This is a genomic window from Paraburkholderia terricola, from assembly GCF_003330825.1.
GTDB classification, from domain to species: Bacteria; Pseudomonadota; Gammaproteobacteria; order Burkholderiales; family Burkholderiaceae; genus Paraburkholderia; species Paraburkholderia terricola.
Window position 1 is genome coordinate 1,878,686 of record NZ_CP024942.1, and the last position, 24,541, is coordinate 1,903,226.

Here is a 24,541-nt window from a genome sequence, read left to right on the forward strand (position 1 = left end):
AGTCCGCGAATGCTGCTGCTCAATCCCGGCCCGGTGACGCTCACCGAACGCGTTCGCAACAGCCTGCTGCAGACGGACCTGTGCCACCGCGAAAGCGAGTTTTTCGACTTGCAGGAAGAAGCCCGCACGCGTCTGGTCGATCTGTACGGTCTGAACGCGAGCGAATGGCAGGCGGTGTTGATGACCGGCTCCGGCACGGCCGCCGTCGAGAGCATGACCGCCGCGCTGGTGCCGCAAAACGGCAAGCTGCTGGTGGTGGAAAACGGCGTGTACGGCGAACGCATTGCGCAGATCGCCACGCAATACGGCATCGCGCATGAATCGCTGAAGCACGACTGGATGCAGGCGCCGGATCTCGCGAAAATCGCCGAACGGCTCGACGCCGACAAGGCGTTCACGCACCTCGCCGTGATCCATCACGAAACCACCACCGGCCGCCTGAACGATCTGCCGGCGCTCGCCGCGCTGTGCCGCGCACGCGGTCTGCGTTTGCTGGTGGACGGCGTCAGCAGCTTCGGCGCGGAAGCGATCGATTTCGCGGACGTGAGCCTCGACGCGGTCGCGGCGACGGCGAACAAATGCCTGCACGGCGTGCCGGGCGCGTCGTTCGTGCTGGTGCGGCGCGCCGCGCTTGCGCAGGCGGCGAGCCGCACGTACTACCTGGACCTCGGGCGTCTCGCGCGTTTGCAGGATCAGCACAACACGCCGTTCACGCCGTCGGTGCATGCGTACTACGCGCTCGTCGAGGCGTTGCGCGAACTGGCCGACGAAGGCGGCTGGCACGCGCGTCACGCGCGCTATGCCGCGCTCGCCGAGCAGACGCGCGCGGGTCTCGCCGAGCGGGGTATCGGCAGCGTGTTGCCGGCGGAGCAATCGTCGGTGGTGCTGCGCGCGTATCGCTTGCCGGCCGGCGTGTCGTATCCGCAACTGCACGACGCGCTCAAGGCGCGCGGCTTCGTCATCTATGCGGGGCAGGGCGGGCTGTCGGCGGAACTGTTCCGCATCTCGACGATGGGCAACCTCCACGCCGCCGACATCGACCGGCTGTTGCAGGGCTTTACCGATCTCATGCGCTGATCGGGGGCGGCTCGGGTTCAGGCGCCGGGCCGCTTTCGGCTCGGCGCCGATTCACGCTTCGGCCTCGCGCCAATTCATGCGTCAAGCCCACCGCGGCGCCAATCCTCATACCGGGTCTTTGTCCGGCGGTCCCTCGGGCTGCTGCGGCTCATCGGTGTGATGCCCCGGCGACGGCGGCACGAGCGGATCGGCTTCCGGGTCGCGGGTCGGATCGGCGTTGGGATCGGGAATCGGGCTGGTATGCATGTCGTAGCTCATTGCACCACCTGTGAGTGGAAAAGAAGGCGTGGCCGGCGATGAAATGCGCGCCGGCCATTTCCTTCAATCGTAGGCGATCCGGCGTGCATGGCGCCGCCTACTTTTTCAAGCGGCGGCCCACGCTCAACTGCCAGTAACGCTCGGTGGCGAACACGTCGTCGTAATTGCCCGCGCCGAACGCACGCAACTGGCTTTCGTAGGCGAGCACCGCTTCGCGTTTGAGCAGCGCGCGGCGCTGAACGTCGATGGTGTGCCCCGCGCTCGGATGCGCCGGCGTCGCGACGATGCCGCGCTGCGCGAGATCGGCGAGCCGCGCCTGCACGACGCCGGGCGTGCGCCGGTGAATCGCTTCCTCATAGCCGAACCACGTCAGATGCGACAGGCGCGGCAGGATTTCGCAGCAGGCTTCGAACACCCGCACGTGGTCGTCGTGATACAGGCCGAGCGGCATCAGCAAGGTGTTCGCGGTCGAGCGATAGATGGTTTCCTCCAGCGCCGCCGCCATCCTGCTGATCGACGGCGAGTCCGAATACTGGGCGTCGCGAAACGGCATGCGCAACGGAATCGCGTCGAGTAGCTCGAGCGCGCGGTTGTCTTCGAGCGTGCGTTCGTGAATGGCCTGATGCGCGTTCGCGAAGCCCGACTTTTCATCCCATTCGGTATGCATCTGCTGCTCGGGCGGCGCGGCGAACACCGTGCAGACCGCCGCGTCGGGATGCGCGGCGAGCAACGCGCCGCAACTGAAGACGGCGTCGTCGAAATGGGGCGAGACGATGAAGAGGCGTCGGCTGGTTTCGCTCATGGACGTGTGGTGGTGTCGAACGCGCGGGGCCGCATTCGAGGCGTAAGCGTGGGCGCAAATCGCGATGTCACCTCAGCTTAGGCGGAATCGGGACGGCTTGCGCAACATCTGATGAGCGCAAGGCGCATGCCTGGGCGCGCCGGGCTGCCGGCAGTCGTCTGCGCACCAGCATCGCGGCCACGCCGCCTACACGTTGCGCAAATCTTCCGGCGTATCGACATCGCGCAAGATGCCCGGATCGTCGACGTCCAGCCGCGTGACATGCTGCGACATCAACAGGGAGCGCGCGCCCGCGTCGCCGTCGAGCTTCAGCAGCGCATCGCGGTGCGCGACGCCGAAGCCGACCGGATGCCCGCGTTGCCCCTCGTAAAACGGCGCGACCAGCGACGCGCCGCCATCCAGCGCACGCGCGAGCGCTTCGATCGTCGTCACGGCGATGCGCGGCATGTCGGCGAGCGCGACGATCCAGCCTTCGGCGTCGTCGCTCGCCTCGATGCCCGCGGCGAGGCTCGCGCCCATGCCGCGCTCGGCGGCCGGGGCGAACACCACCTCGCAGCCGGCGTCGTTCAGCAGGCGCGCAAGGGCGTCCGAGCCGGGCCGCACCACGGCCACCACGCGCGGCACGACCGCGAGCAGCCGATGCGCGGCTTCATGCGCGACCGGCGTGCCGTCGCGCATGCGCGCGAGCAGCTTGTTGTGCATGCCGTCCGGGTCGAAGCGCGAGCCGAGACCGGCGGCGAGCAACACGCCAGTGGCGAGCGAGGCATAGGCCATGAGCGGGCACCGGGAGAAAGGATGAAACCGATTGTGCGTTGCAACGCATGACGAGGCAAGCGCGAAAGCATCCCTTCAAACCCGCACCTGCCCCATCACCTTATCGAGCGTGATCGGCAAATCGCGCACGCGCACGCCGGTCGCGTGAAACACCGCATTCGCAATCGCCGCCGGCACGCCCGTAATGCCGATCTCACCGATGCCGCGCACGCCGAGCGAGTTGATATACGGATCCGGCCGGTCAATGAAGGTAATGTCGAGGGAGCCGATATCCGCGTTCACCGGCACGTGGTACTCCGCGAGATTCGCGTTGGTGAAGCGTCCAGTGCGCGTATCGAGCGAGCTTTCCTCCTGCAACGCGGCCCCCACGCCCCACACGATGCCGCCCAGCATCTGGCTGCGCGCGGTCTTCTCGTTGAGCACGCGGCCCACGTCGTAGACGGCGACGACCCGCGGCACGCGGATCGTGCCGAGATCCGCGTCGACGTGAACCTCGACGAATACCGCGCCGAACGAGTGAAACGAGTACTTCTGCTTCTCGTCGCCGGGCTTGACGCTCGAGGCCGCCTCGATCGGCTTGCCGCCCGAGCGCGCGATGATCGCCGCCGCCGGATCGCGCTTCGCCGGCTGTGAGCGGCTCATCACCCAGCCGTTTTCCACGGTGACGTCGTCGAGCGCGAGGCCGTGCACGGGCGAGGCCTGATCCGCGAGCGCCAGTGCGATCAACTGGCTGCGCGCCTGGCTCGCGGCGTCGCGCACGGCCGGCGATACGCTCGCCGCCGATTGCGAGCCGCCCGACACCGGCGCGCGAGGCAGCGACGAATCGCCGAGCGCGAAGCGGATGCTTTCGGGCGCGAAGCCGAGCGCGTCGGCGGCCACCTGGGTCATCACGGTGTAGGTGCCGGTGCCGATGTCCTGCGTGCCGGAGGCGACCATCGCGGTGCCGTCCGGCAGAATCCGCGCAATCGCCGCGGCTTCGCTGCGGTTGGCCGGATACGTGGCGGTCGCCATGCCCATGCCGATCAGCGTATTGCCGTTACGCATCGAGCGGGGCGCGCCGCTGCGCCGCGACCAGCCGAACTTCTGCGCGCCGATCTGGTAACACTCGCGCAAGGATTTGCCCGACCACGGCTTGTTTTCCTGCGGATCGGCGTCGGCGTGATTCTTCATGCGCAGCGCGAGCGGGTCCATGTTCAACGCCGCCGCGAGTTCGTCCATGGCCGATTCGAGCGCGAACGAGCCGGTCGTTTCGCCGGGGGCGCGCATGAAGGTCGGCGTGCCGAGGTTCAACTGCACGAGCCGGTGCGTGGTGATCTGATTAGGCACCGCGTACAGCATGCGCGTGACCATGCAGCAGGTCTCGGTCCAATCCTCGATCGTCGACGTGTTCGAGATGCTGTCGTGGCGCATCGCGGTCAGCGTGCCGTCGCGCCGCGCGGCGAGCACCAGGTGCTGCTCGGTTCGCGGACGCGCGCCGACCGGGCCGAACATCTGCGGCCGTTGCAGCACGAGCCGCACCGGGCGTCCCGTCTGCTTCGCCGCCATCGCGCACAACGACACATGCGACCACGACGAGCCCTTGCAACCGAACCCGCCGCCGACGAACGGCGAGATCACGCGCACGTCGCCGGGCGCGATGCCGAACGTTTTGGCGACCGCCTGCGCCGCGCCGCTCACGCCTTGCGTCGAATCGTAGAGCGTGAGTTGCGGGCCGTCCCAGCGCGCCATCGTCGCGTGCGGTTCCATCGGATTGTGATGCTCGATCGGCGTGGTGTAGGTCACGTCGACGTGCACCGCCGCGCCGCGCATGCCGTCCTCGAAGCTGCCGCGCCGCGTATCGGTCTGCCGGCCTTGCGGCTTGTCCGGCGCATGGCTGTTCGACTTGGCCCGCGTGAAATCGAGCATCGCCGGGCTCGCCTGGTAAGCGATGCGCAACTGACGCGCGGCGTCGGTCGCCTGTTCGAGCGTGTCCGCGACCACCACCGCGACTGGCTCGTTGTTGTAGTGAACCTCGTTGTCCTGCAGCAGCGAGAGGCGGCGGCCGGCCGGCGGCGCCAACGCGGGCTTGCCGCCGTTCGGCAGGCGCGGCGCGTTCTGATACGTCATCACGAGCAGCACGCCGGGCAGCGCCTGCGCGCGGGCCGCGTCGATCGACGCAATCGTGCCGCACGCGATCGTGCTGGTGACGAGCACCGCATGCGCGAGACGCGCCTCGGGAAACTCGCCGGCATAGCGCGCCTCGCCGGTTACCTTGAGCAGACCGTCGGTGCGGTCGAACGGTTGTCCGATCAGATTCATGCGACACCTCCGGCACGGCCAGCGGCCTGGTTCACCGCGCGCACGATCGCGCGTTGCGCGAGCTGCACCTTGAAACGGTTGTCGTGTTGGGGCCGCGCATCGCGCAGCGCGGCGGCGGCGGCGTCTCGCAGCGTCGCTTGCGTGAGCGGCCGGCCGTCGAGCATCTGTTCGGCGGCGCTCGCGCGCCACGGTTTATGCGCGACGCCGCCCAAGGCGATACGCGCGGTCTTCACGCGCTCGCCGTCCATCTGCAAGGCGGCGGCGACCGAGACGAGCGCGAACGCATAACTGGCCCGGTCGCGCACTTTCAGGTAATGCGAACGCGCGCTGAAGAGCGCTGGCGGCAGATCCACCGCGGTAATCAATTCACCGGGCTGCAAGGTGGTGTCGAGCTCGGGCCGATCGCCGGGGAGCCGGTGAAAATCGGCGAACGCAATGGTCCGCTCGCCTGCCGGGCCGCTCACGCGCACCACCGCATCGAGCGCGGCAAGCGCCACGCTCATATCCGACGGGTTCACGGCGATGCATTGCGCACTCGCGCCGAGAATCGCGTGCGTGCGATTGTGGCCGTCGAGCGCGGCGCACCCGCTGCCGGGCGTGCGTTTATTGCATTGCGTGAAGGCGGTGTCGTAAAAGTAGCCGCAGCGGGTTCGTTGCAGCAGATTTCCGCCGACCGTCGCCATATTGCGCAGTTGCGCCGATGCGCCCGCCAGAAATGCTTGCGACAACAGCGGGTATTGCTCGCGCACCAGCGCATGATTCGCCGCATCGCTGTTGCGCACGAGCGCGCCGATGCGGATGCCGCCGTCGGGGAGCGTCGTGATCGTATCGAGTCCGCGAATATGCGTGATATCGATGAGCCGCACGGGCCGCGTCACGCCGCCCTTCATCAGATCGAGCAGATTCGTGCCGCCGCCGATGAACACCGCGCCGGGTTGCTGAACCGCGCGCACCGCGCCGGCGATATCGCCGGCGCGTTCGTAAGAGATTGCATCCATGCTGGTCGCTCCGTCAGGCGTTGCCGGTGCCGTTGCCATCGCTCGCGGCGCTGCCGCTCTGGCTACCGCCTTCATGCACCGCGCGCACCGCGGCGACGATGTTCGCGTAGGCGCCGCAACGGCAAATATTGCCGCTCATGCGCTCGCGAATCTCGTCGTCGGAAAATTGAGCTGGGCGGCGGCGCACATCGGCCGTCACGGTGCTGGCCGCGCCGTCGCGGAATTCGCTCAGCAGGGCCGTCGCGGAACATAACTGACCCGGTGTGCAGTAACCGCACTGGAAAGCATCGTGTTCGATGAAGGCGCGCTGCATCGGACTCAGCGCGCCGTTGGCGGCGAGCCCCTCGACCGTCGTGATGTTCTGGCCTTCATGCATGACGGCGAGCGTCAGGCACGAGTTGATGCGGCGGCCGTCGGCGAGCACGGTGCAGGCGCCGCACTGCCCGCGGTCGCAACCTTTCTTGGTGCCCATCAGGCCCGCGTATTCACGCAGCGCATCGAGCAGGGTCACGCGCGGTTCGAGTCGTAGCGCATAAGCGCGGCCGTTGATCGTCAACGTGACCGGGCGCGGCGGTACGGCGTCGCGAGCTTGCGCGGGCGGTGCGGACGGCGATTGATCTTGCGCGCGAAGGTGCGGCGCCGCACCGACCGTGGCGGCCGCGGCAGCCGATTGCAGAAAGCGGCGTCGCGCGGGTCGACGTGGGGTGGCGTTCTTGTCGCCCGAATCCTGACATTCCTTATTCGAAGACATGACGTTCAGTTGACTCCATTCAAAGGTGCATGCACGCTGGCGATGCGCCGGTATCCGACGCGCGCGATCCGACACACGGCAGGTAGCATGTTCGGTGCCGTTGCGTCTTCAACCGTATGAAAAAATCACGGAGACAGCAAAGATGACTTCACGAAAAAGAGTCACGCCGGCGCTACAGTCCGGCTCACCGGCGCGGGCGATCGCCACGGGCGTGGCGGCCGTTATCGTTCTGACCGCTTGCCACAGCGGTGACGACGACGTCAAGCCTCCGCAAGCCAACGTCTTGCCGAGCTTCATCAAGAGCGCGGTGAAAACCCAATCCTACGACGGCAACGCCGACGATCTGCTGACAGCGGGCCTCGGCAAGACCGGCCTCGCGTCGGCCACCGCGCCGGCCATCGCCAACCCGGCGCAGCCGAGCGCCGCCGAGCTGCGGCGGCTTGCGATCTGGTCGAACTATCGCGCGCTCGTCGACATGACGGCGAACGGCGGTTATGGACGCTTCTGGGGACCCAATGTCGACCTGAACGGCAACGACACGCTAGGCGAAGGCAAGATCGCCGGCAAGGAATACCTCGCATTCGCCGACGACGGCAGCGGCAAGCAGAACGTCAGCATGCTCGTGCAGATACCGGCGAGCTTCAATGCGGATCAGCCGTGCATCGTCACGGCGACGTCATCCGGTTCGCGGGGCGTATACGGCGCGATTTCCGCGGCCGGCGAGTGGGGCCTCAAACGCGGCTGCGCGGTGGCCTATACCGACAAGGGCGGCGGCAACGGCGCGCATGAACTGTCGACCAACCGCGTCACCTTGATCGACGGCACGCTCGCGGACGCGGGCGCCGCGGGCAAGGCGAGCCTTTTCACGGCGAACCTCGGCAATGTCGATCTGGCCACGTTCAATAGCCAGTTCCCGAATCGCTATGCGTTCAAGCATGCGCATTCGCAGCAGAACCCGGAGCAGGACTGGGGCAAGAACACGCTGCAAGCCATCCAGTTCGCCTATTGGGCGCTCAACGATTCGTATGGTCCGCTCAACGGCTCGGCGCACACGGTGCGTTATGCGAGCGGCAGCATCACGACCATCGCGGCGTCGGTGAGCAATGGCGGGGGCGCGTCGCTCGCGGCGGCCGAGCAGGATACGTCCGGCCTGATCACCGCGGTCGTGGTCGGCGAACCGCAGATCAACTTGCGACTGCCCGCCTCGGTGTCGGTCACGCAGGGCGGCGCGCCGGTCGGGGCGATCGGCAAGCCGCTCGCCGACTACACCACGCTCGCCAACACCTTGCAGCCGTGCGCGGCGCTCGCGCCGGCCGCAACCGGCGCGCCCTATCTGAGCGCGCTGCCGCTGGCCACGACCAATGCGATTCGCAGCGCGCGATGCGCGTCGCTGGCGAGCGCCGGCATCATCACCGGCAGCGACGTGGCGACCCAGGCGACCAACGCGCTCGCGCTGCTGCATCAGAACGGCTATCAGACCGACTCCGATGTGCTGCAAGCGCCGATGTGGGATTCGCAAGCGGTGCCGGCCGTCGCCGTGACCTATGCGAACGCGTACGCGCGTTCGAGCGTCACGGACAACCTCTGCAACTTCAGCTTAGGCACCACCAGTTCGACGGGTGCGGCCGGCGTGACGCCGGCGGTCTCGCCGATGCTCACGGTATTCGGCAACGGCAACGGCGTGCCGCCCACCAACGGCGTCAATCTCGTCTTCAACGCGGGGGCGACGGGAGCCGCGGATCATCGGCTCGCGACCGCCGACGCCAGCTACGCCGGCGCGGCCTGCCTGCGTACGCTGTGGACCAACGGCACGTTGACCAACAGCGTGGAGGCGGTGCGCGTCAACGCCAATCTGCACGGCAAGCCCGCGATCATCGTGCAGGGTCGCGCCGATGCGCTCGTGCCGATCAACCACGCATCGCGTCCGTACCTCGGGCTCAATCAGTTGACCGAAGGCGGCGCGAGCAAGCTGTCGTTCTATGAAGTGACGAACGCCCAGCATTTCGATGCGTTTCTCGGCGTGGCCGGCTTCGATACGCGCTTCGTGCCGCTGCACTACTACGATATTCAGGCGCTCAATCTGATGTGGAGTCATCTGAAGAGCGGCACGCCGCTGCCGCCGTCGCAGGTGATTCACACGGTGCCGCGCGGCGGCACCGCCGGCGCCGCGCCGCCGCTCACCACGGCCAACTTGCCGGCGATCGCGGCCACCCCGGCCGCCAATGCGATCACGGTCGCCAATGGCGCGGTGAACGTGCCGAACTGAGTGGGCGAGGCCCGCGGCGGCGCGCTTTCAGCGCGCGAGACGCGGGCCGCTCAGGCACGACCAGGCACGGCCAGGAACAAGCGATGCTACCGCTGACGAGGTCAAGCGCGTTCAGAGGAGAGCGAATGCAGTTCGACTACCGGCATTTCCACATCGACTGCCGCGCCCGCCATGCGGAAGACGGCTACTACTACGCGAGAGCCCGCATCACGCACGTTCCGCAAGATAACGGGCATTGCCGCTCGCACGATTCTGGCGACATCGACGCCTTTTCGAACGAAGCCGATGCCATTTCCTGCGCGAAGTCATGGGCGATGGAGTGGTGCGATACGGCGGCAGCCTAGATCGCCTTGCAGGGAGAACACGCCGTGGCGAAGCTCCGAATTGCAACTTTCAACATCAACGGAATCCGTTCGCGCTTGCCGGCGCTATTGCAATGGCTCGAGCGGGAGGCACCCGACATCGTGTGCCTGCAGGAACTCAAGGCGCTCGACAGCGCGTTTCCCGTCGAGCCGCTGCGCGAAGCGGGCTATAGCGCCATCTGGCAAGGACAGAGCGCGTGGAACGGCGTGGCGATTCTGTCGAAGGGAGAGGCCCCGCATGAAAGCCGCCGCGGCCTGCCCGGTTTCGAGGAGGACACGCACAGCCGCTATCTGGAAGCGGCCGTGGGCGGCGTGCTGGTGTGCTGCCTGTATCTGCCGAACGGCAATCCGCAACCGGGCCCCAAGTTCGACTACAAGCTCGCATGGTTCGACCATCTGATCGCGCATGCGGCGAAGCTGTTCAGGAGCGGCCATCCGGTGGTGCTGGCCGGCGACTTCAACGTCGTGCCCACCGACGAGGACATCTACAATCCGCGTTCATGGCTGAAGGATGCGCTGCTGCAACCCGAAAGCCGCGAGCGTTATCGGCGCCTGCTCGCGCAAGGCTGGACCGACGCGCTGCGCACGCATTTCGGCGACGAGCGCGTCTACACCTTCTGGGATTATTTCCGCCGTCATTGGGACACCAACTCCGGCTTGCGGATCGACCACATTCTGCTGAGCGCGGACCTCGCGCCGCGTTTGCGCGATGCGGGCGTCGACCGCTGGGTGCGCGGCGAGCCGCATGCGAGCGATCATGCGCCGGCGTGGGTGGAACTGGAGATGGGCGCGGCGCGCCGCAGGAAAAACGGCTGACGGGCGATCGCTCACGGCGGACCGCCCGGCGTTCATCGAAGCCGCCGAATAGCGGCGAGACCAGGAGACTAATAGTCGCGCCGCGAGCCGCCGTGCGACCACAGCGCGCCGGCCACGAAACCGGCGAGCGCGACCACCGCGAGCGTGGTGAACGGGCTTTCAGCCGTGGTTTCGCGTAACAGACTGGTGGTATTCGCGCAAAGCTGCTGCGCCTTGCCGCTCAATTCGCGGGCCTTGCCCGCCATCTGCTCGCGTGTGTCGCCGAGCATCTCGCCGGCCGCGCCTTGAACCTTGCCCGCGGCTTCCTTCACCGCGCCTTGTGCTGAATTGGTGTCCATACGTTTGCTCCCGTTGTCATATTTACGTGTGAACTCGTCGCAATTGCAACGCCGCCACACCAAGGTTCGCGCAGGCCGCCCGGCAAAAAGGGCGGCTTACGTCCACCGGACAGGGCGCAAGAAGCGCGCCCGAGGAGCCGCGAACAACTGGACGCCGGCAAAAGACTACGGCGAGCGGCGGGTGAAGCTCACCGGCTGCAAGCGCCCGGCCACCGTGGGAATGGCTGAACTCGCCGGCACGCTGTCGTCGATCGCGGTGCGTCCGCCGTCGTGGAAGAACGCCAGCTCCGCGGCCTTGTTCAGCACGAGGATGCTGATGCGCCGGTTAGTCGGTTCGTCCGTGACGCGGCTGTTCAGCGGCAGCACGTCCGCCAGCCCGCGCACTTGCAGCACCTTGTCCGCATGCATGCCGCCGGCCACCAGCGCGCGGCGCGCGGCGTTCGCGCGTTCGGACGACAACTCCCAGTTCGAATAGCCTTCCGGGCCCGCGGCGAACATCACCGCGTCCGTATGGCCGGCAATCGAAACGCGGTTCTCCACGTCGTTGAGCGCCGCGCCGATCTGCGTGAGGATCGTCACCGCGTACGGTTGCAGCTTCGAACTGCCGGACGGAAACATCGGCCGGTTCTGCGAATCGACGATCTCGATGCGCAGCCCTTCGTTCGTGATCGAAATGCGGATCTGGTCCTTGAACGACTTCAGCGTGGGGCTCTGCTCGATCAACGCGGTGAGCTTCGCCTTCAGTTGCTGCAGGCGGGCCGCGTCGGCGGGCGACACGGTCGGCGCGGCCGTGGCCGGCGGCTCGATCTGGCTTTTCTTGCCGTCGCCGGGCCGCGTATCGGAGACGTCGCGGCCGCCGCCTTGCACCACGCTGGGACGCGCCGCGGCCGTGCTGTCGTTGCCGCCGAGCATGGCCGACAGCGGGGTGTTGAAGTAATCCTCGATGCCCTGCTTGTCGTACTTCGACGTGGAGCCGAGCAGCCACATCAGCAGAAAGAACGCCATCATCGCGGTGACGAAGTCGGCGTAGGCGATTTTCCATGCGCCGCCGTGATGCGCGCCGTGGTCGCCGCCTTTCCTCGAGCGGCGCACGATCACCGGGGCCGGCGTCTCGCCCTGCGAGCCGCGCGATTTTCTGTCGCTCATCATGCCGCTCCGGTCAGGCCGAGGCCGATGCCGGCTTCGGCGTCTTGGTGGCGCGCACGGCGTCGTCGAGTTCCTGGAAGCTCGGACGGTCCGCGGTGAACAGCACCTTGCGGCCGAATTCGACGGCCACCGGCGGCGCGTAGCCCGAGAGCGACGCGAGCAGCACGGCCTTCACGCACTGATACGGTTTGGCTTCCGCGCGGGCCTTCGCATTGAGCAGGTCGGCGAGCGGGCCGATGAAGCCATACGCGAGAAGAATGCCGAGAAACGTGCCGACCAATGCGCCGGCGATCATTTCGCCGAGCACGGCGGGCGGCGCGCCGACCGAACCCATCGTGTGAACCACGCCCATGACCGCGGCGACGATGCCGAAGGCGGGCAGGCCGTCGGCCATTTTCTGGATCGCGTTGGCCGCGATCGACGCTTCCGCGTGATGCGTGGCCAGTTCCTCGTCGATCAGGTCCTGCACTTCGAGCACGTTGACGTTGCCGCCGGACATCATGCGCAGATAGTCGACGATGAAGTCGAGCAGATGATGGTCGCCGAGAATCTGCGGATACTTCTGGAAGATCACGCTTTCTTCCGGGGCGTTGACGTCGGCTTCGAGCGACATCATGCCCTCCTTGCGCGCCTTCTGAAGCAGTTCGTAGAGCAGCGCGATCAGTTCAAGGTATTTCGCCTTGGTATAGCCGCCGCCCTTGAAGCATGAAGGGATCGCCTTGAGGGTTTTCTTCAGCGTGGAAGTCGGATTGCTCACGACGAACGCACCGATCGCCGCGCCGAAAATGCAGAGCAATTCGAACGGCTGAATGAGCGCCGGCAAATGCCCGCCCACGCCTAGAAAACTGCCCAGGACGGACCCCAGCACGAGGATCCAGCCGATTGCGACGAACATACTCTCTCCGTTTGACTTGGGCGACGCACGTCGAATGGCGCACCCCTTTTTTCGAGGGTTGGCCGGTGCGTCGTAAGGTTCCGTATGTATTGGTAAACGGCGGGATTCGCGCCGGCTGAAGTGCGGGCGTGAACGAAAGAAGAAATTCGCCGGACGATTGGCTTTTGAACCGGCTGCCGGTAATTTTGCCCGTGTGCTTTGCCCGTTGCGATGCCGTCGTTGCGGCTGCAACGTTGCCGCGGCAGGTCTGCTAGCATGACAGGCAGTGTTCAACGATGGCCGGTTCCGGCCGGTGTCCGCACTCGGGCGGCACACCGGTGAGTTGTCGAATAAAAGGCCGGCAGCCATACACGGCCTGTGGCGATAAAGGGCTTACCCACAGAGGCAGGCAGCATGCGACATCTCAATCGCGCTGTTCACTGTAGGCGCGGGTTCAACGCAGCGCGCTCCATTGCCGGTTTCCTGTTGTTGTCCGTATCCACGGTCGGTCTCGCGCAGGAATTCTCGCTGTTCGGCGGCGGCTCGCGCGCGGGCAGCACCAACACCTACACCTGGGCGCTGAACTATCAGGAAGGCTTGGGGCGCTACTTCGCCGCCAGCTTCACATGGCTCAACGAAGGCCACATCCCAGGCCATCACCGCGACGGCCAGACCATCCAGCTATGGGGGCGCATTCCCGTGGGCAGCCCGCGATTCGTGCTGCAGGCGGGCATCGGCCCCTACCGTTACTTCGATACGACCACCGCCGAGCAAGGCGGAAATTATGCCGACACGCACGGCTGGGGCGTCGTGTATAGCGTGCGCGCCGCGTACTACGCGTCGAACCGGTGGATCACGCAACTTCAGTTGAATCGCGTGCACGTGCAGCGCGGGCCGGACTCGGCCGGCGTGATGATGGGCGTCGGCTATCAGCTCGATGCGCCGGCCACGCCCGGTCCGCGCGAGAGGGCAAGCGACGGGGCAAGCGACAGCGCCCACCCGGTCACGCATAACGAAGTGGCCGTCTACCTGGGCCAAACCATCATCAACTCGAGCGATTCGCCGACCGCGCTGGGCGGCGCGATCGAATACCGGCGCGGCCTCGCGAAGTATCTCGACGTGACGGTCGGCTATCTTCACGAAGGCAGCAGCCGGGAGACGCGCCGCGACGGCATGACGAGCCAGTTGTGGGCCACCCGCGCATTCCTCGACGACAAGGTCACGCTGGCGGCCGGCCTCGGCGTGTACTACGCGATCAACGGCAATGCGAACGAGCACAGCCTGGACTCGGGCTCGGGGGCCGGCACGTTCTCCGGCCTCGTGACGGTCGCGGGCGCGTATCGTCTGACCGATCACTGGGAGGCACGGCTCGCCTGGAATCGCGTGCTGACCCGTTACGACCGCGACTCGGATGTGATTTTCGGCGGAGTGGGCTACCGTTGGTGACGGCGTGGGCGTGGGCGTGGGCGTGGGCGTGGGCGTGGGCGTGGGCGTGGGCGTGGGCGTGAGGCGCGCGGCGCGATTTTTCGAACCGCCGGTCGAGGCTCGAGCGGTTGAAGCCCGCGCGAGGCACGATCAGCCGTCGATGCGCGCCTCGCGCAATGTGACGAAGCGCAGACCTTGCTTGCGGGCCGCGTCGATCACACGCGGCAGCACCGCGAGAATCAGCGGCTTGCCCTCGACGGTGAGCGCGGCGTTGCCGTCGTGCAGCAGCAGGATGTCGCGTGGCGCAAGGCCGTCGATGAGCCGCCGCGTCACTACTTGCGGATCGCGCTCGCGCGTGTCGTAGCCGCGCCGCGTCCATGAGGCGAGCCGCAGATCGAGCTTGCGCAACACGGGTTCGAGAAAGATGTTGCGCAAGCCGGCCGGCGCGCGGAAGAACATCGGCCGCGCGCCGCCCAGTTCCTCCAGGGTACGCTGCGCGGCGTCGATTTCACGCGTGAGCGCGCCCGGCAACGTCACCGAAAACGTGTGTACGTGAACCTGCGAATGGTTCTCCAGCGCATGGCCGCGCGCGACGATCTCGCGCGTGAGTTCGGGATGGCGCCGCGCGTTCTCGCCGATGCAGAAGAACGTGGCGCGCACGCCGAACGTGTCGAGCAGATCGAGCACTTGCGGCGTGACGGCGGGATCGGGGCCGTCGTCGATGGTCAGTGCGATCGCGTCCGCGTTGCGTGCGTCGGCGGGCAGGCGCGTCCAGTTCGGGCCCAGCAGCGAGGTGCGCGGCAGCAAGCCGGCCACCGTGAAAATCGCGTGATTGACGAAGATCGCGGCCAGCCACCACGGCCACGCGGCAGGCGCGAGCAGCCATCCGGCCAGCACGAACACATGCCATGCGGCGGTGGCCGTGAGCATCGCGGGATAGCCGGTGTTCGGCCAGCGGCGCGGCGGCGTGGCCTCTCCGGCAGGCGGCGGTGTCGATAGGTCTTTCATGAAGCGTGCTTCCTGTCTTCCTTCTTCCATCCTCGGAAGGCCTTGAATCGCGCGCGTGACGCGCAACGGCGAAAGATACCATTGATGCGCCGTCCGATACGGGCGCGGACAGGAACGGCAAATAATGAAAGCATGCTGAAAGACGTTATGCTTCGCGACGGCCGCCGGGTTCGCGCTCGACGTCGACGGCGGCTCGTCCATGTCTATCCATTTGTGCTTATTTCGCCGGTCCGTGCCGGTCATGCGTCCATGCGTTTGCGCCACATCGAAATTTTTCACGCCATCATGCGCACGGGGTCGCTGTCGAAAGCGGCCGAACTGTTGTGCGTGTCGCAGCCCGCCGTGAGCAAGACGCTCGCGCAGGCGGAGCGCAGCCTCGGCTTCGCGCTGTTCAATCGCGTGCATGGCCGGTTGCAGCCGACGCGCGAGGCGGAACTGCTGTTCTCCGAATCGCAGAAGCTGCAAGCGAATCTCGACGGCATTCGCCATCTGGCGCGCAACCTCGCGTTGCAACCGGAAGGGCATCTGCGTATCGGCTGTTTGCCGAGCCTCGGCTTGAGCCTGATTCCGCCGGCGGTGCAAGCGTTCCGGCGCGGCTATCCGCGCGTGTCGCTGAAGGTGCAGACGCGGCACACGGAGGAGTTGCTGAACGCGCTGCTCACGCGCGACCTCGATCTCGCGGTCGCGCTGAATCCGCCGGCGCGGCCGGGCATCACGGCGGTCGAGCTGGGGCGCACGGCGATTGTCTGCGTGTGCCCGCCCGACGATCCCGACGCGCAACGGCCAATCGACCTGCCGGCGTTCCTCGCACGGGAATGGATCAGCATCGGCAACAGCGATCCGCTCGGCGAGCTGATCGGCAATGCGCTCGACGCGCAGGAGCTGGACGAAAGCGTCGCCGCCGTCGAGGCGCAGACCTGGTACGTGGCGCGCGCCCTGGCCGCGCGCGGCGTTGGCTATGCGCTGCTCGACGAACTGACGGCGCATTGCGGTGCCGAGCCGGTTGCGATCCGGCCGGTCACGCCCGCGCTGTCGGTCGGCGTGTTCGCGCTCTGGCGCGACGGCGGGATGGACTCGCAGGCGGGCAACGCGTTTCTCGACGTGTTGCGCGCGCATTTCGCGTGAACTCCGCATGAGCCTGCGCGAACCTCCCGCCGACGTCTTAACCCTGGGTTATGGAGCCGTGCATCTGCTCATTTGATGCGCGTATTTCGTCGCGCCACACTCGCGGTGAACGGATTCCTCGAAGGTGTGGTTGCTATGCGCGTGTGTGTACTCGGTGCGGGCGTGGTGGGTTTGACGAGCGCCTATCAATTGGCGCGCGACGGTCATGACGTGACGATTCTGGAAGGCCGCGACGGCGCCGCGCTCGAAGCGAGCTTCGCGAACGGCGGCCAGTTGAGCTATAGCTACGTCGCGCCGCTTGCCGATCCTTCGGTGTTGCCGCATCTGCCCGCGTGGCTGTTGCAAGGCGATTCCGCGTTGCGTTTCGTGCCGCGCCTCGATCCTCGGCAATGGCGCTGGTGCCTGTCGTTTCTGCTCGCATGCCGCGGCGGCCGCGCGCGCCAAACGGCCGTGGAAATGCTGCGATTGGGCGCGTTGAGCCGCGAGGCGTTGCACGAACTCGTGCAGCGCGAGTCGATCGATTTCAATTACGTGCGCAACGGCAAGCTCGTCGTCTATCGGGATGCGAATGCATTCGACGCGGCGCGCCGCAAGATGGATTTTCTGCAAGCGGCCGGTTCCGAACAGCGCGCCCTCGACGCCGCCGCTTGCGTGGCGCTCGAACCCGCATTGGAACACGCGCGGCCCTTGCTGGCGGGCGGTATTCACACGCCCTCGGAAGAGGCCGGCGATTGTCATCGGTTCAGCGTGGCGCTCGCCGGCGTGCTGAACACGCGATACGGCGTGGCGATTCACTACGAGACGCCGGTTCATTCGTTCGTCACCGAGCGCGGCGCGGCGCTTGCCGTGCGCACGCCGCGCGGCGAGATTCGCGCCGATGCATTCGTGGTCGCGTTGGGCAACGGCAGCGCGCCGTTGCTGCATGCGCTCGGCATGCGTCTGCCGATGTATCCGCTCACCGGCTACAGCCTGACGATACCCGTCGCGCCCGGCCACGCGCCGCGCGTGAGCGTGACCGATCTGCATCGCAAGGTGGTGTATGCGCCGCTCGGCGAGCGCTTGCGGATTGCGGGCATGGTCGAAATCGCCGGCATGGATGTGACGCGGCGCGACCGGCGCCTCGACCTGCTCAAGCGCCAGGCGCAGGAAATTTTCCCCGCTGCCGGCAACTACGCCGCGGCGCAGACGTGGTGCGGCCACCGTCCGGCCACGCCCGACAGCAAGCCGCTCATCGGTCCCACGCCGTATCGCAACCTGTGGCTGAACACCGGCCACGGCGCGCTCGGCTTCACGCTGGCGTGCGGCAGTGCGCGCCTGATCGCGGATGCGATCGCGGGCCGCGCGCCGCCGCTCGAACCCGGCGCTTATGCATGGCCACGCTGAGCGCGGCATACCTCGCATCATGTTTCGATTGCAACGATCCGGCTGCACCCATACAACCGCCGCATAACCGCCACACAACCGCCACACAACCGCCACACAACCGCCACACAACCGCCACACAACCGCCACACAACCGCCACACGCCGCTTCGGCACAACCCAAGGAGATGCCATGAAACTTGCAGCAGCACTCACCACGATCGCCATCGCCACGAGCTTCGCCGGCACCGCGCGCGCCGAGGAACCGAGCGCCACACTGAAAAAGATCCGCGACACCGGCGTGATTTCGCTTGGCGTGCGCGAATCGTCGGTGCCGTTTTCTTACTACGATGAACAGCAGCAAGTGATCGGCTATTCGCAGGCGATCGCGCTGAAGATCGTCGACGAGGTGAAGAAGGAACTGAATCTGCCGAACCTCAAGGTGAAGGAAGTGCCGATCACGTCGCAGAACCGGATTCCGCTGGTGCAGAACGGCACCATCGACATCGAGTGCGGTTCGACCACGCACACGAAGGAGCGCGACAACCAGGCGGCGTTTTCGAACAGCTTCTTCCAGTACGGCGTGCGGATGATCGTGAAGAAAAGCTCGGGCGTGAAGGACTTTCCCGACCTCGCGGGCAAGACCGTGGTGACCACGGCGGGCACGTCGGAAGAACGCCTGCTGCGGCAGATGAACAACGAGAAGGGCATGAACATGCGCCTCATCAGCGCGAAAGATCATGCCGAATCCTTTCTCAATGTAAAGACCGGCCGCGCCGTGGCATTTGTGATGGACGATCCGCTGCTGTATGGTGCTAAGGCCAAGGAGGCGGACGCGAACGACTACCTGATCACCGGCAACTCGCCGATGTCCGAGGTGTATGGCTGCATGTTCCGCAAGGACGACCCCGGCTTCAAGAAGCTCGCCGACGGCGTGATCGCGCGGCTGCAAACCTCGGGCGAGGCGGCGGCCATGTACCAGAAGTGGTTCACGCAGCCGATTCCGCCCAAGGGCATCAACCTCAACTATCCGCTCTCCGCGGATATGAAGTCGCTGTTCGCGAACCCGAACGACCGCGCGCTGGATTGACCGCTCGTCGAGCGACGCTCGATGAAGCCGGGGCGTCGAGGCCGGCAGGTTCGCGTGCGGCGAGTTGGCCAATCGAATCTGCAAGCAAAGGAGACGTGCTGTGACGGGAACGGGAAGCAAAAAAGTCGCGCTGGTGACGGGCGCGGGCAGCGGCATCGGCCGCGCGTGCGCGCTGCGGCTGGTGGAGCACGGCTATAGCGTCGTGCTGGCGGGGCGTCGTCAGGCGCTGCTCGATGCTGTCGTCGAGGCAGCGCGGCCGCTCGGCGGCGACGCGCTGGCCGTGGCGTGCGACGTGACGGACGCCGCGAGCGTCGCCGCGCTGTTCGATACGATCCGCGAACGGCATGGGCGGCTCGACGTGCTGTTCAACAACGCGGGCCGCAGCGGTTCGCCCGTCGATATCGACGAACTCGATATCGACGAATGGCGTTCCGTGGTCGACACCAACCTCACCGGCGTGTTTCTCTGCACGCGCGCGGCGTTCGGTCTGATGAAGACGCAGAGCCCGCGCGGCGGGCGCATCATCAACAACGGCTCGATCTCGGCGCATGCGCCGCGGCCGAACAGCATCGCGTACACGGCCACCAAGCACGCGATCACCGGCCTCACGAAAGCCGTCTCGCTCGACGGCCGCAAATACGACATCGTGTGCGGTCAAATCGACATCGGCAACGCGGCCACCGAGATGGCCGAGCGGATGGCGCGCGGCATCGTGCAGGCGAACGGCGAAATCGCTGTCGAGCCGCTGATGGACGTTCAGCACGTCGCCGACGCGGTGCTGCATATGGCGCAATTGCCGCTGTCGGCGAACGTGCAGTTCATGACCATCATGGCGAGCAAGATGCCGTTCGTGGGCCGGGGCTGACGGCTGTCTTGACGACCGCGGGCTGAAAGCGCGGCGCGGCGGATCAACTTATACTGACTGCTTCCCGCCACTTCGGAAAGCGATTCGCCGTGCCCCGAGCCACACCCAGGGACGACCCGCCGCCGGTGCCGCCCGTGCGGCCCGATCTCGACGATTGTTGTCACAGCGGCTGCAATCCGTGTGTTTTCGATCTCTACGATGAAGCGCTCGAACGCTATCAGGCCGCGCTTGCCGAATGGCAGGCGCGGCAAGCACGGCAAGCACGCAAAGCGGCGCAAGCAAGACAGGGCAAGCCGTCCGCGCCGCGCCGTTAGTCAGCGTTCCGGTTCCACGCGAAGGCCGCAGTCCTACCACGTCCCGTCATGAGCGAACTTCAGCCCGCACACATCGAAACCATCAACGCATCGCATACGCTCGACGATCTGCATGACTTCGTGCAGCATTATCCGCGTCTGTTCGTGCTGACCGGCGCGGGCATCAGCACCGACTCCGGCATTCCCGGCTATCGCGACGACAACGGCGAATGGAAGCGCTCGCCGCCGATCACGTTGCAGGAATTTCTCGGCACGGCCGGCATGCGCCAGCGCTACTGGGCGCGCAGCATGGTCGGCTGGCCGGTGGTCGCAGAGGCGCAGCCGAATGCCGCGCATACCGCGCTGGCCCGCCTCGAAGCGGCGGGCCACGTGTCGGCGCTGGTCACGCAGAACGTCGACGGCCTGCATCAGCGGGCGGGCAGCCGCGAGGTGATCGAACTGCACGGCGGCATCGACGGCGTGACGTGTCTGGACTGCGGCATGCGGCACGCGCGCGCGTCGATTCAGCAGACGCTCGAAGCCGACAATCCCGCGCTCCTGAACGTTACCGCCGAAACCGCCGCCGACGGCGACGCGCATCTCGAATGGCACGATCTCGAAGCGTTCCGCATTCCGGCGTGTTCGAACTGCGGCGGCTTGCTGAAACCCTCGGTGGTGTTCTTCGGCGAAAGCGTGCCGCGCGAGCGGGTCGACGCGGCCTCGCAGGCGCTCGATGCGGCGGATGCGCTGCTGGTGGTCGGCTCCTCGCTGATGGTCTACTCGGGCTATCGCTTCTGCGTGTGGGCGCAGAAGCAGGGCAAGCCGATCGTCGCGATCAATCTCGGGCGCACGCGCGCCGATCCGCTGCTGTCGCTGAAAATCGCGGCGCCGTGCGCCGATGCCTTGACCGCGCTGGCCGGTCGCCTTGCGCTGGATTGACCGGGCCGTCCGAACCAGGAACAACCGCCATCAAAGGAACGCAGATGTTGACCACGATTGAACAGCTCGAAGCGCGCTACGGCCAGCCGAATGAACGCTCCGTGCGCAAGGAGATCGCCTACGTCAATGAAGACTATCGCGCCTTTATCGAGGTCGCGCCGTTCGTCGTGCTCGCCACCGCGGGACCGGACGGCCTCGATTGTTCGCCGCGCGGCGACACGCCGGGTTTCGTGCGGATCGTCGACGAACGCACGCTCGCGCTGCCGGATCGCATCGGCAACAATCGTATCGACAGTCTGCGCAACATCATCGTCAATCCGCATCTGGCGCTGTTGTTCATCATTCCGGGCGTCGGCGAAAGTTTGCGCGTGAATGGCCGCGGTCGCATTTCCGACGATCCGGCCATGCTGAACAGTTTCGCCGTCGAGGGTAAACTGCCGCGCACCGTGCTGCTGATCGACGTCGACGCGGTGTATTTTCATTGCTCGAAGGCGCTGGTGCGCTCGAAACTATGGGACCCGGCGCATCATGTCGAACGGTCCCGGCTGCCGAGCGCGGGTGAAATTCTCCGGCGCGTCAGCGGCGCGAATTTCGACGCCGCCACTTACGACCGCGAACTCGCCGAAAGAGTGCGCACGTCGTTGTACTGAACCGAAAGCCTGAACATGACGAATCCCCAAGCGGCGCTGCGGCAACATTCGCCTTCCGCGGAACGCAACCGCGAACCGATCCTCGCCGTGCTGCGCACGGTGCTGCCGGCCACCGGCCGCGTACTCGAAATCGCGAGCGGCACGGGGCAGCACGCGGTCTGCTTCGCCGGCGCCTTGCCGGGCCTCGACTGGCAGCCGAGCGATCTCGATGCGCAAGCACGGGCGTCGATTGCCGCGTGGGTGGCGCACGCGGGGCTGGCGAACGTGCGCGCGCCGCTCGCGCTCGACGTGCACCAGCCGGATTGGGGCGTGGACGCGCTCGACGCCGTGGTCTGCATCAACATGATTCACATCGCGCCGTGGAGCGCGGCGCAGGCGCTTTTCGCGGGCGCGGGCAGTCGGCTCGTGGACGGCGGCGTGCTGTATCTGTACGGCCCTTATAAGCGCGGCGGCGCGCATACCTCGCCGAGCAACGACGCGTTCGACCGGCAATTGCGCAGCCGCGACCCCGCGTGGGGCGTGCGCGACATGGAAGCGGTGATCGCGTTGGGCGCCGCGGCGGGACTCGAGTGCGACGAGCCGATCGCGATGCCGGCCAATAACTTCAGTCTGGTGTTCAGAAGACGGCGGGGCGCGGTGCGGGGCTGAGATACGTTCGTTGGCGGGCGTGCGCTGCGTCGCGTCGGGCACGAACTCATGCGGCAAGGCGGGCGCGCGGCAAGGGTGCTGCAAGAAGCACCGCCGCAATGGCCCACTTCCGCAAGCAATCGCGAAAGGCGAACCGCAACAGCTAACCGCAACAACCAACCGCAACAAACACCGCACTCGGCAAAAAAACTTCCGTCCGCTGCCCGCCATCAAGCGGCAAGCCGGCATTTCTTTTATGCTTTCACCCTCGACGCTCCGCCGATGTTCATTCCGGCGCGGCGTCACGACATTTTTTGGACTCTGGAGAATTCACATGGGCAAACAGGCAATCGGCGTGGTGGGGCTGGCGGTCATGGGCCGCAATCTGGCGCTCAACATCGAGAGCCGCGGCCACGCGGTGTCGGTCTACAACCGTAGCCGCGAGAAAACCGACGAACTCATCGCCGAATATCCGGACAAGAAACTGGTGCCGGCCTTCACGCCGGAAGAGTTCGTGGAGTCGCTGGAAAAACCGCGCCGCATTCTGCTGATGGTCAAGGCAGGCGAGCCCACCGACGCCACCATCGCCCAGCTCAAACCGCTGCTGGACAAGGGCGACATTCTGATCGACGGCGGCAACACGCATTTCACCGACACGATCCGCCGCAATCAGGAACTGGCGAAGGCCGGCCTGCACTTCATCGGCACGGGCGTGTCGGGCGGCGAGGAGGGCGCGTTGAAAGGCCCGTCGATCATGCCGGGCGGCCAGCGCGACGCCTACGATCTGGTGGCGCCGATCCTCACCGAAATCGCCGCCAAGGCGCCGGACGGCGAGCCGTGCGTCGCCTATATGGGACCGGACGGCGCGGGCCACTTCGTGAAGATGGTGCACAACGGCATCGAATACGGCGACATGCAACTGATCGCCGAAAGCTATGCGGTGCTCAAGCAGGTGGTCGGCCTCTCGAACGAAGAACTCGGCAAGGTCTATACCGAGTGGAATCAGGGCGAGCTCGACAGCTACCTGATCGAAATCACCTCGAAGATTTTCAGCAAGAAAGACGAGGAAACCGGCAAGGACCTGGTGGACGTGATCCTCGACCGCGCCGCGCAGAAGGGCACCGGCAAGTGGACCAGCCAGAACGCGCTCGACCTCGGCGCACCGCTGCCGCTGATTACGGAGGCTGTGTTCGCGCGCGTGCTGTCGTCGCTGAAAGATCAGCGCGTCGCCGCGAGCAAGCTGCTGGAAGGGCCGGCGGCGAAGCCGCTCGGCGTCGAGCGCGACGCGTTCGTCGAATCGGTGCGCCGCGCGCTGTATTTCAGCAAGGTGATTTCCTACGCGCAAGGTTTCGCGCAACTGCGCGCGGCGTCGCAAGAGTACAAGTGGGATCTGGACTTCGGCACGATCGCGAAGATTTTCCGCGCCGGCTGTATCATCCGCGCCCGCTTCCTGCAGAAGATCACGGACGCCTATGCGAAAGACAAGGCGATCGCCAACCTGCTGCTCGATCCGTACTTCCGCGACATCGCGAAGAACTATCAGTCGGCGTTGCGCGAGGTCGTGGTGGCCGCGATCAATGCGGGCGTGCCGGTGCCGGCTTTCGCGTCGGCGGTGGCGTATTTCGACGCGTATCGCTCGGAGCGCCTGCCGGCGAATCTGGTGCAGGCACAGCGCGATTTCTTCGGCGCGCACACGTTCGAGCGCACCGACAAGCCGGGCAGCTTCCACGCGAACTGGAACTGAGGGTTCGAGCAGGGGACCGGCGGGCGCTTGCGATAAGGGCGCGCCGGGCCGCGCGAGCGGTTCAGATCGGGTGCCGATTGTTGCCCAACCTTGCCGGCCAGATAGCGGAACTGCCGGACTCGGCCGCTACTGTTGCAATAATCGAAATTGAGTTTCGTCGTTTAAGGGGTTTCCCCTAGATGTCGACCCTCCTAAACTTCTTCTCAAGCGCTACGGGATAACAAGCCCAAGGCGATTCAAAACAAGTTCTGGAGGTTTACATCATGAAGACGCTCATTTCCGCCGTTGTCGTCGCCGCCGCCCTGGCCGCTCCTGTCGCATCGTTTGCTCAATCGAATCAGCCGGTCACGCGCGCTCAAGTCCGCGCCGAACTGGTGCAACTCGAAAAGGCCGGCTACAACCCCACGGGCGATCACATCGACTACCCGGCTAACCTGCAAGCCGCGCAAGCACGTGTCGATGCGCAAAACGGCACCACTCAAGCGGTCAACAGCGGCTACGGCGCGCCGATCGCCGGCAGCTCGCAAGCCGGCCGTCCGGTGAGCGGCAACGACCGTAACTCGGTCTACTTCGGCAACTGATTCGCGCTGAAGAGACTTGTAGAAACACCGCCGTCAACAGGCGGTGCGCGTTAATAAAAACGCCGACCGGTTT

Annotated in this window: 25 protein-coding genes; 15 read left to right on the forward strand and 10 right to left on the reverse strand. The window is 66.2% G+C overall.

Annotated elements, in window-relative coordinates; all coding sequences use genetic code 11:
• The first annotated feature begins 9 nt into the window (after positions 1–9).
• Positions 10–1,077 carry a 2-aminoethylphosphonate aminotransferase gene (locus CUJ90_RS26970; RefSeq protein WP_114164252.1) on the forward strand — a complete coding sequence of 356 codons (1,068 nt, stop codon included), beginning with the start codon at positions 10–12 and terminating at the stop codon, positions 1,075–1,077.
• A gap of 105 nt (positions 1,078–1,182) precedes the next feature.
• On the opposite strand, the gene CUJ90_RS32935 is transcribed toward CUJ90_RS26970, so the two are convergent.
• The 6 genes from CUJ90_RS32935 to CUJ90_RS26995 all read right to left on the reverse strand — a co-directional run bounded on the left by CUJ90_RS32935 (position 1,183) and on the right by CUJ90_RS26995 (position 6,958).
• A complete protein-coding gene (locus CUJ90_RS32935; protein WP_167363266.1) occupies positions 1,183–1,335 on the reverse strand; it encodes a hypothetical protein in 153 nt (50 codons plus the stop codon).
• Positions 1,336–1,432: 97 nt separating this feature from the next.
• Positions 1,433–2,137, reverse strand: coding sequence for a PIG-L family deacetylase (locus CUJ90_RS26975; protein WP_073427251.1), 705 nt, complete (start codon positions 2,135–2,137; stop codon positions 1,433–1,435).
• Between the two features lie 186 nt (positions 2,138–2,323).
• A complete protein-coding gene (locus CUJ90_RS26980; RefSeq protein WP_073427252.1) occupies positions 2,324–2,911 on the reverse strand; it encodes a nucleotidyltransferase family protein in 588 nt (195 codons plus the stop codon).
• A gap of 75 nt (positions 2,912–2,986) precedes the next feature.
• The gene (locus tag CUJ90_RS26985) at positions 2,987–5,209 is read right to left on the reverse strand and encodes a xanthine dehydrogenase family protein molybdopterin-binding subunit (protein WP_073427253.1); all 2,223 of its coding nucleotides are present in this window, start codon (positions 5,207–5,209) and stop codon (positions 2,987–2,989) included.
• A complete protein-coding gene (locus CUJ90_RS26990; protein WP_073427254.1) occupies positions 5,206–6,207 on the reverse strand; it encodes an FAD binding domain-containing protein in 1,002 nt (333 codons plus the stop codon). Before CUJ90_RS26990 ends, CUJ90_RS26985 begins: the two co-directional genes overlap by 4 nt.
• A 13-nt stretch (positions 6,208–6,220) precedes the next feature.
• Positions 6,221–6,958: a 2Fe-2S iron-sulfur cluster-binding protein gene (locus tag CUJ90_RS26995; RefSeq protein ID WP_073427255.1), complete on the reverse strand. Its 738-nt coding sequence runs from the start codon at positions 6,956–6,958 to the stop codon at positions 6,221–6,223.
• Between the two features lie 142 nt (positions 6,959–7,100).
• On the opposite strand from CUJ90_RS26995, the gene CUJ90_RS27000 reads away from it, so the two are divergent.
• The 3 genes from CUJ90_RS27000 to CUJ90_RS27010 all read left to right on the forward strand — a co-directional run bounded on the left by CUJ90_RS27000 (position 7,101) and on the right by CUJ90_RS27010 (position 10,402).
• Complete coding sequence (locus CUJ90_RS27000; protein ID WP_083081286.1) at positions 7,101–9,224, forward strand: D-(-)-3-hydroxybutyrate oligomer hydrolase; 2,124 nt, start codon at positions 7,101–7,103, stop codon at positions 9,222–9,224.
• Between the two features lie 125 nt (positions 9,225–9,349).
• The gene (locus tag CUJ90_RS27005) at positions 9,350–9,568 is read left to right on the forward strand and encodes a hypothetical protein (protein WP_073427257.1); all 219 of its coding nucleotides are present in this window, start codon (positions 9,350–9,352) and stop codon (positions 9,566–9,568) included.
• A 24-nt stretch (positions 9,569–9,592) separates the two neighbouring features.
• Complete coding sequence (locus CUJ90_RS27010) at positions 9,593–10,402, forward strand: exodeoxyribonuclease III (protein WP_083082943.1); 810 nt, start codon at positions 9,593–9,595, stop codon at positions 10,400–10,402.
• 68 nt (positions 10,403–10,470) lie between these two features.
• Here CUJ90_RS27010 and CUJ90_RS27015 read toward each other — a convergent pair whose 3' ends face one another.
• The 3 genes from CUJ90_RS27015 to motA all read right to left on the reverse strand — a co-directional run bounded on the left by CUJ90_RS27015 (position 10,471) and on the right by motA (position 12,781).
• The gene (locus CUJ90_RS27015) at positions 10,471–10,740 is read right to left on the reverse strand and encodes a CsbD family protein (protein ID WP_073427258.1); all 270 of its coding nucleotides are present in this window, start codon (positions 10,738–10,740) and stop codon (positions 10,471–10,473) included.
• 165 nt (positions 10,741–10,905) lie between these two features.
• A complete protein-coding gene (motB, locus tag CUJ90_RS27020) occupies positions 10,906–11,886 on the reverse strand; it encodes a flagellar motor protein MotB (protein ID WP_083082942.1) in 981 nt (326 codons plus the stop codon).
• A 13-nt stretch (positions 11,887–11,899) separates the two neighbouring features.
• The gene (gene motA / locus CUJ90_RS27025; RefSeq protein WP_073427260.1) at positions 11,900–12,781 is read right to left on the reverse strand and encodes a flagellar motor stator protein MotA; all 882 of its coding nucleotides are present in this window, start codon (positions 12,779–12,781) and stop codon (positions 11,900–11,902) included.
• 393 nt (positions 12,782–13,174) lie between these two features.
• Between motA and CUJ90_RS27030 the strand changes: the two genes are divergently transcribed.
• Positions 13,175–14,206 carry a hypothetical protein gene (locus CUJ90_RS27030; protein WP_114164253.1) on the forward strand — a complete coding sequence of 344 codons (1,032 nt, stop codon included), beginning with the start codon at positions 13,175–13,177 and terminating at the stop codon, positions 14,204–14,206.
• Positions 14,207–14,335: 129 nt separating this feature from the next.
• Here the strand turns inward: CUJ90_RS27030 and CUJ90_RS27035 are convergent, their stop codons facing one another.
• Entirely contained in the window at positions 14,336–15,193 is an 858-nt protein-coding gene (locus tag CUJ90_RS27035) for a polysaccharide deacetylase family protein (RefSeq protein WP_083082940.1), read from the reverse strand.
• A 249-nt stretch (positions 15,194–15,442) separates the two neighbouring features.
• On the opposite strand from CUJ90_RS27035, the gene CUJ90_RS27040 reads away from it, so the two are divergent.
• From CUJ90_RS27040 to CUJ90_RS27085, 10 genes are all read left to right on the forward strand, one after another.
• Positions 15,443–16,318, forward strand: a complete 876-nt coding sequence (locus tag CUJ90_RS27040; RefSeq protein WP_083081281.1) for a LysR family transcriptional regulator — start codon at positions 15,443–15,445, stop codon at positions 16,316–16,318.
• 75 nt (positions 16,319–16,393) lie between these two features.
• The gene (locus tag CUJ90_RS27045; RefSeq protein WP_114164254.1) at positions 16,394–17,701 is read left to right on the forward strand and encodes a D-amino acid dehydrogenase; all 1,308 of its coding nucleotides are present in this window, start codon (positions 16,394–16,396) and stop codon (positions 17,699–17,701) included.
• Positions 17,702–17,872: 171 nt separating this feature from the next.
• Complete coding sequence (locus CUJ90_RS27050) at positions 17,873–18,769, forward strand: glutamate/aspartate ABC transporter substrate-binding protein (RefSeq protein WP_073427263.1); 897 nt, start codon at positions 17,873–17,875, stop codon at positions 18,767–18,769.
• 100 nt (positions 18,770–18,869) lie between these two features.
• A complete protein-coding gene (locus CUJ90_RS27055) occupies positions 18,870–19,634 on the forward strand; it encodes an SDR family oxidoreductase (protein WP_083081279.1) in 765 nt (254 codons plus the stop codon).
• Between the two features lie 89 nt (positions 19,635–19,723).
• On the forward strand, positions 19,724–19,948 hold the full coding sequence (locus CUJ90_RS27060; protein ID WP_114164255.1) for an oxidoreductase-like domain-containing protein: 225 nt from the start codon (positions 19,724–19,726) through the stop codon (positions 19,946–19,948).
• Positions 19,949–19,996: 48 nt separating this feature from the next.
• On the forward strand, positions 19,997–20,866 hold the full coding sequence (locus CUJ90_RS27065; RefSeq protein ID WP_083081275.1) for an NAD-dependent protein deacetylase: 870 nt from the start codon (positions 19,997–19,999) through the stop codon (positions 20,864–20,866).
• Between the two features lie 44 nt (positions 20,867–20,910).
• Positions 20,911–21,516, forward strand: coding sequence for a pyridoxamine 5'-phosphate oxidase family protein (locus tag CUJ90_RS27070; protein ID WP_073427267.1), 606 nt, complete (start codon positions 20,911–20,913; stop codon positions 21,514–21,516).
• A gap of 15 nt (positions 21,517–21,531) precedes the next feature.
• Positions 21,532–22,164: a DUF938 domain-containing protein gene (locus tag CUJ90_RS27075; RefSeq protein WP_073427268.1), complete on the forward strand. Its 633-nt coding sequence runs from the start codon at positions 21,532–21,534 to the stop codon at positions 22,162–22,164.
• 313 nt (positions 22,165–22,477) lie between these two features.
• Positions 22,478–23,887, forward strand: a complete 1,410-nt coding sequence (gene gndA / locus CUJ90_RS27080; RefSeq protein WP_073427269.1) for an NADP-dependent phosphogluconate dehydrogenase — start codon at positions 22,478–22,480, stop codon at positions 23,885–23,887.
• 263 nt (positions 23,888–24,150) lie between these two features.
• Positions 24,151–24,468 (forward strand): DUF4148 domain-containing protein, encoded by a 318-nt coding sequence (locus CUJ90_RS27085; RefSeq protein ID WP_073427270.1) that lies wholly within the window; start codon positions 24,151–24,153, stop codon positions 24,466–24,468.
• Positions 24,469–24,541 lie beyond the last annotated feature (73 nt).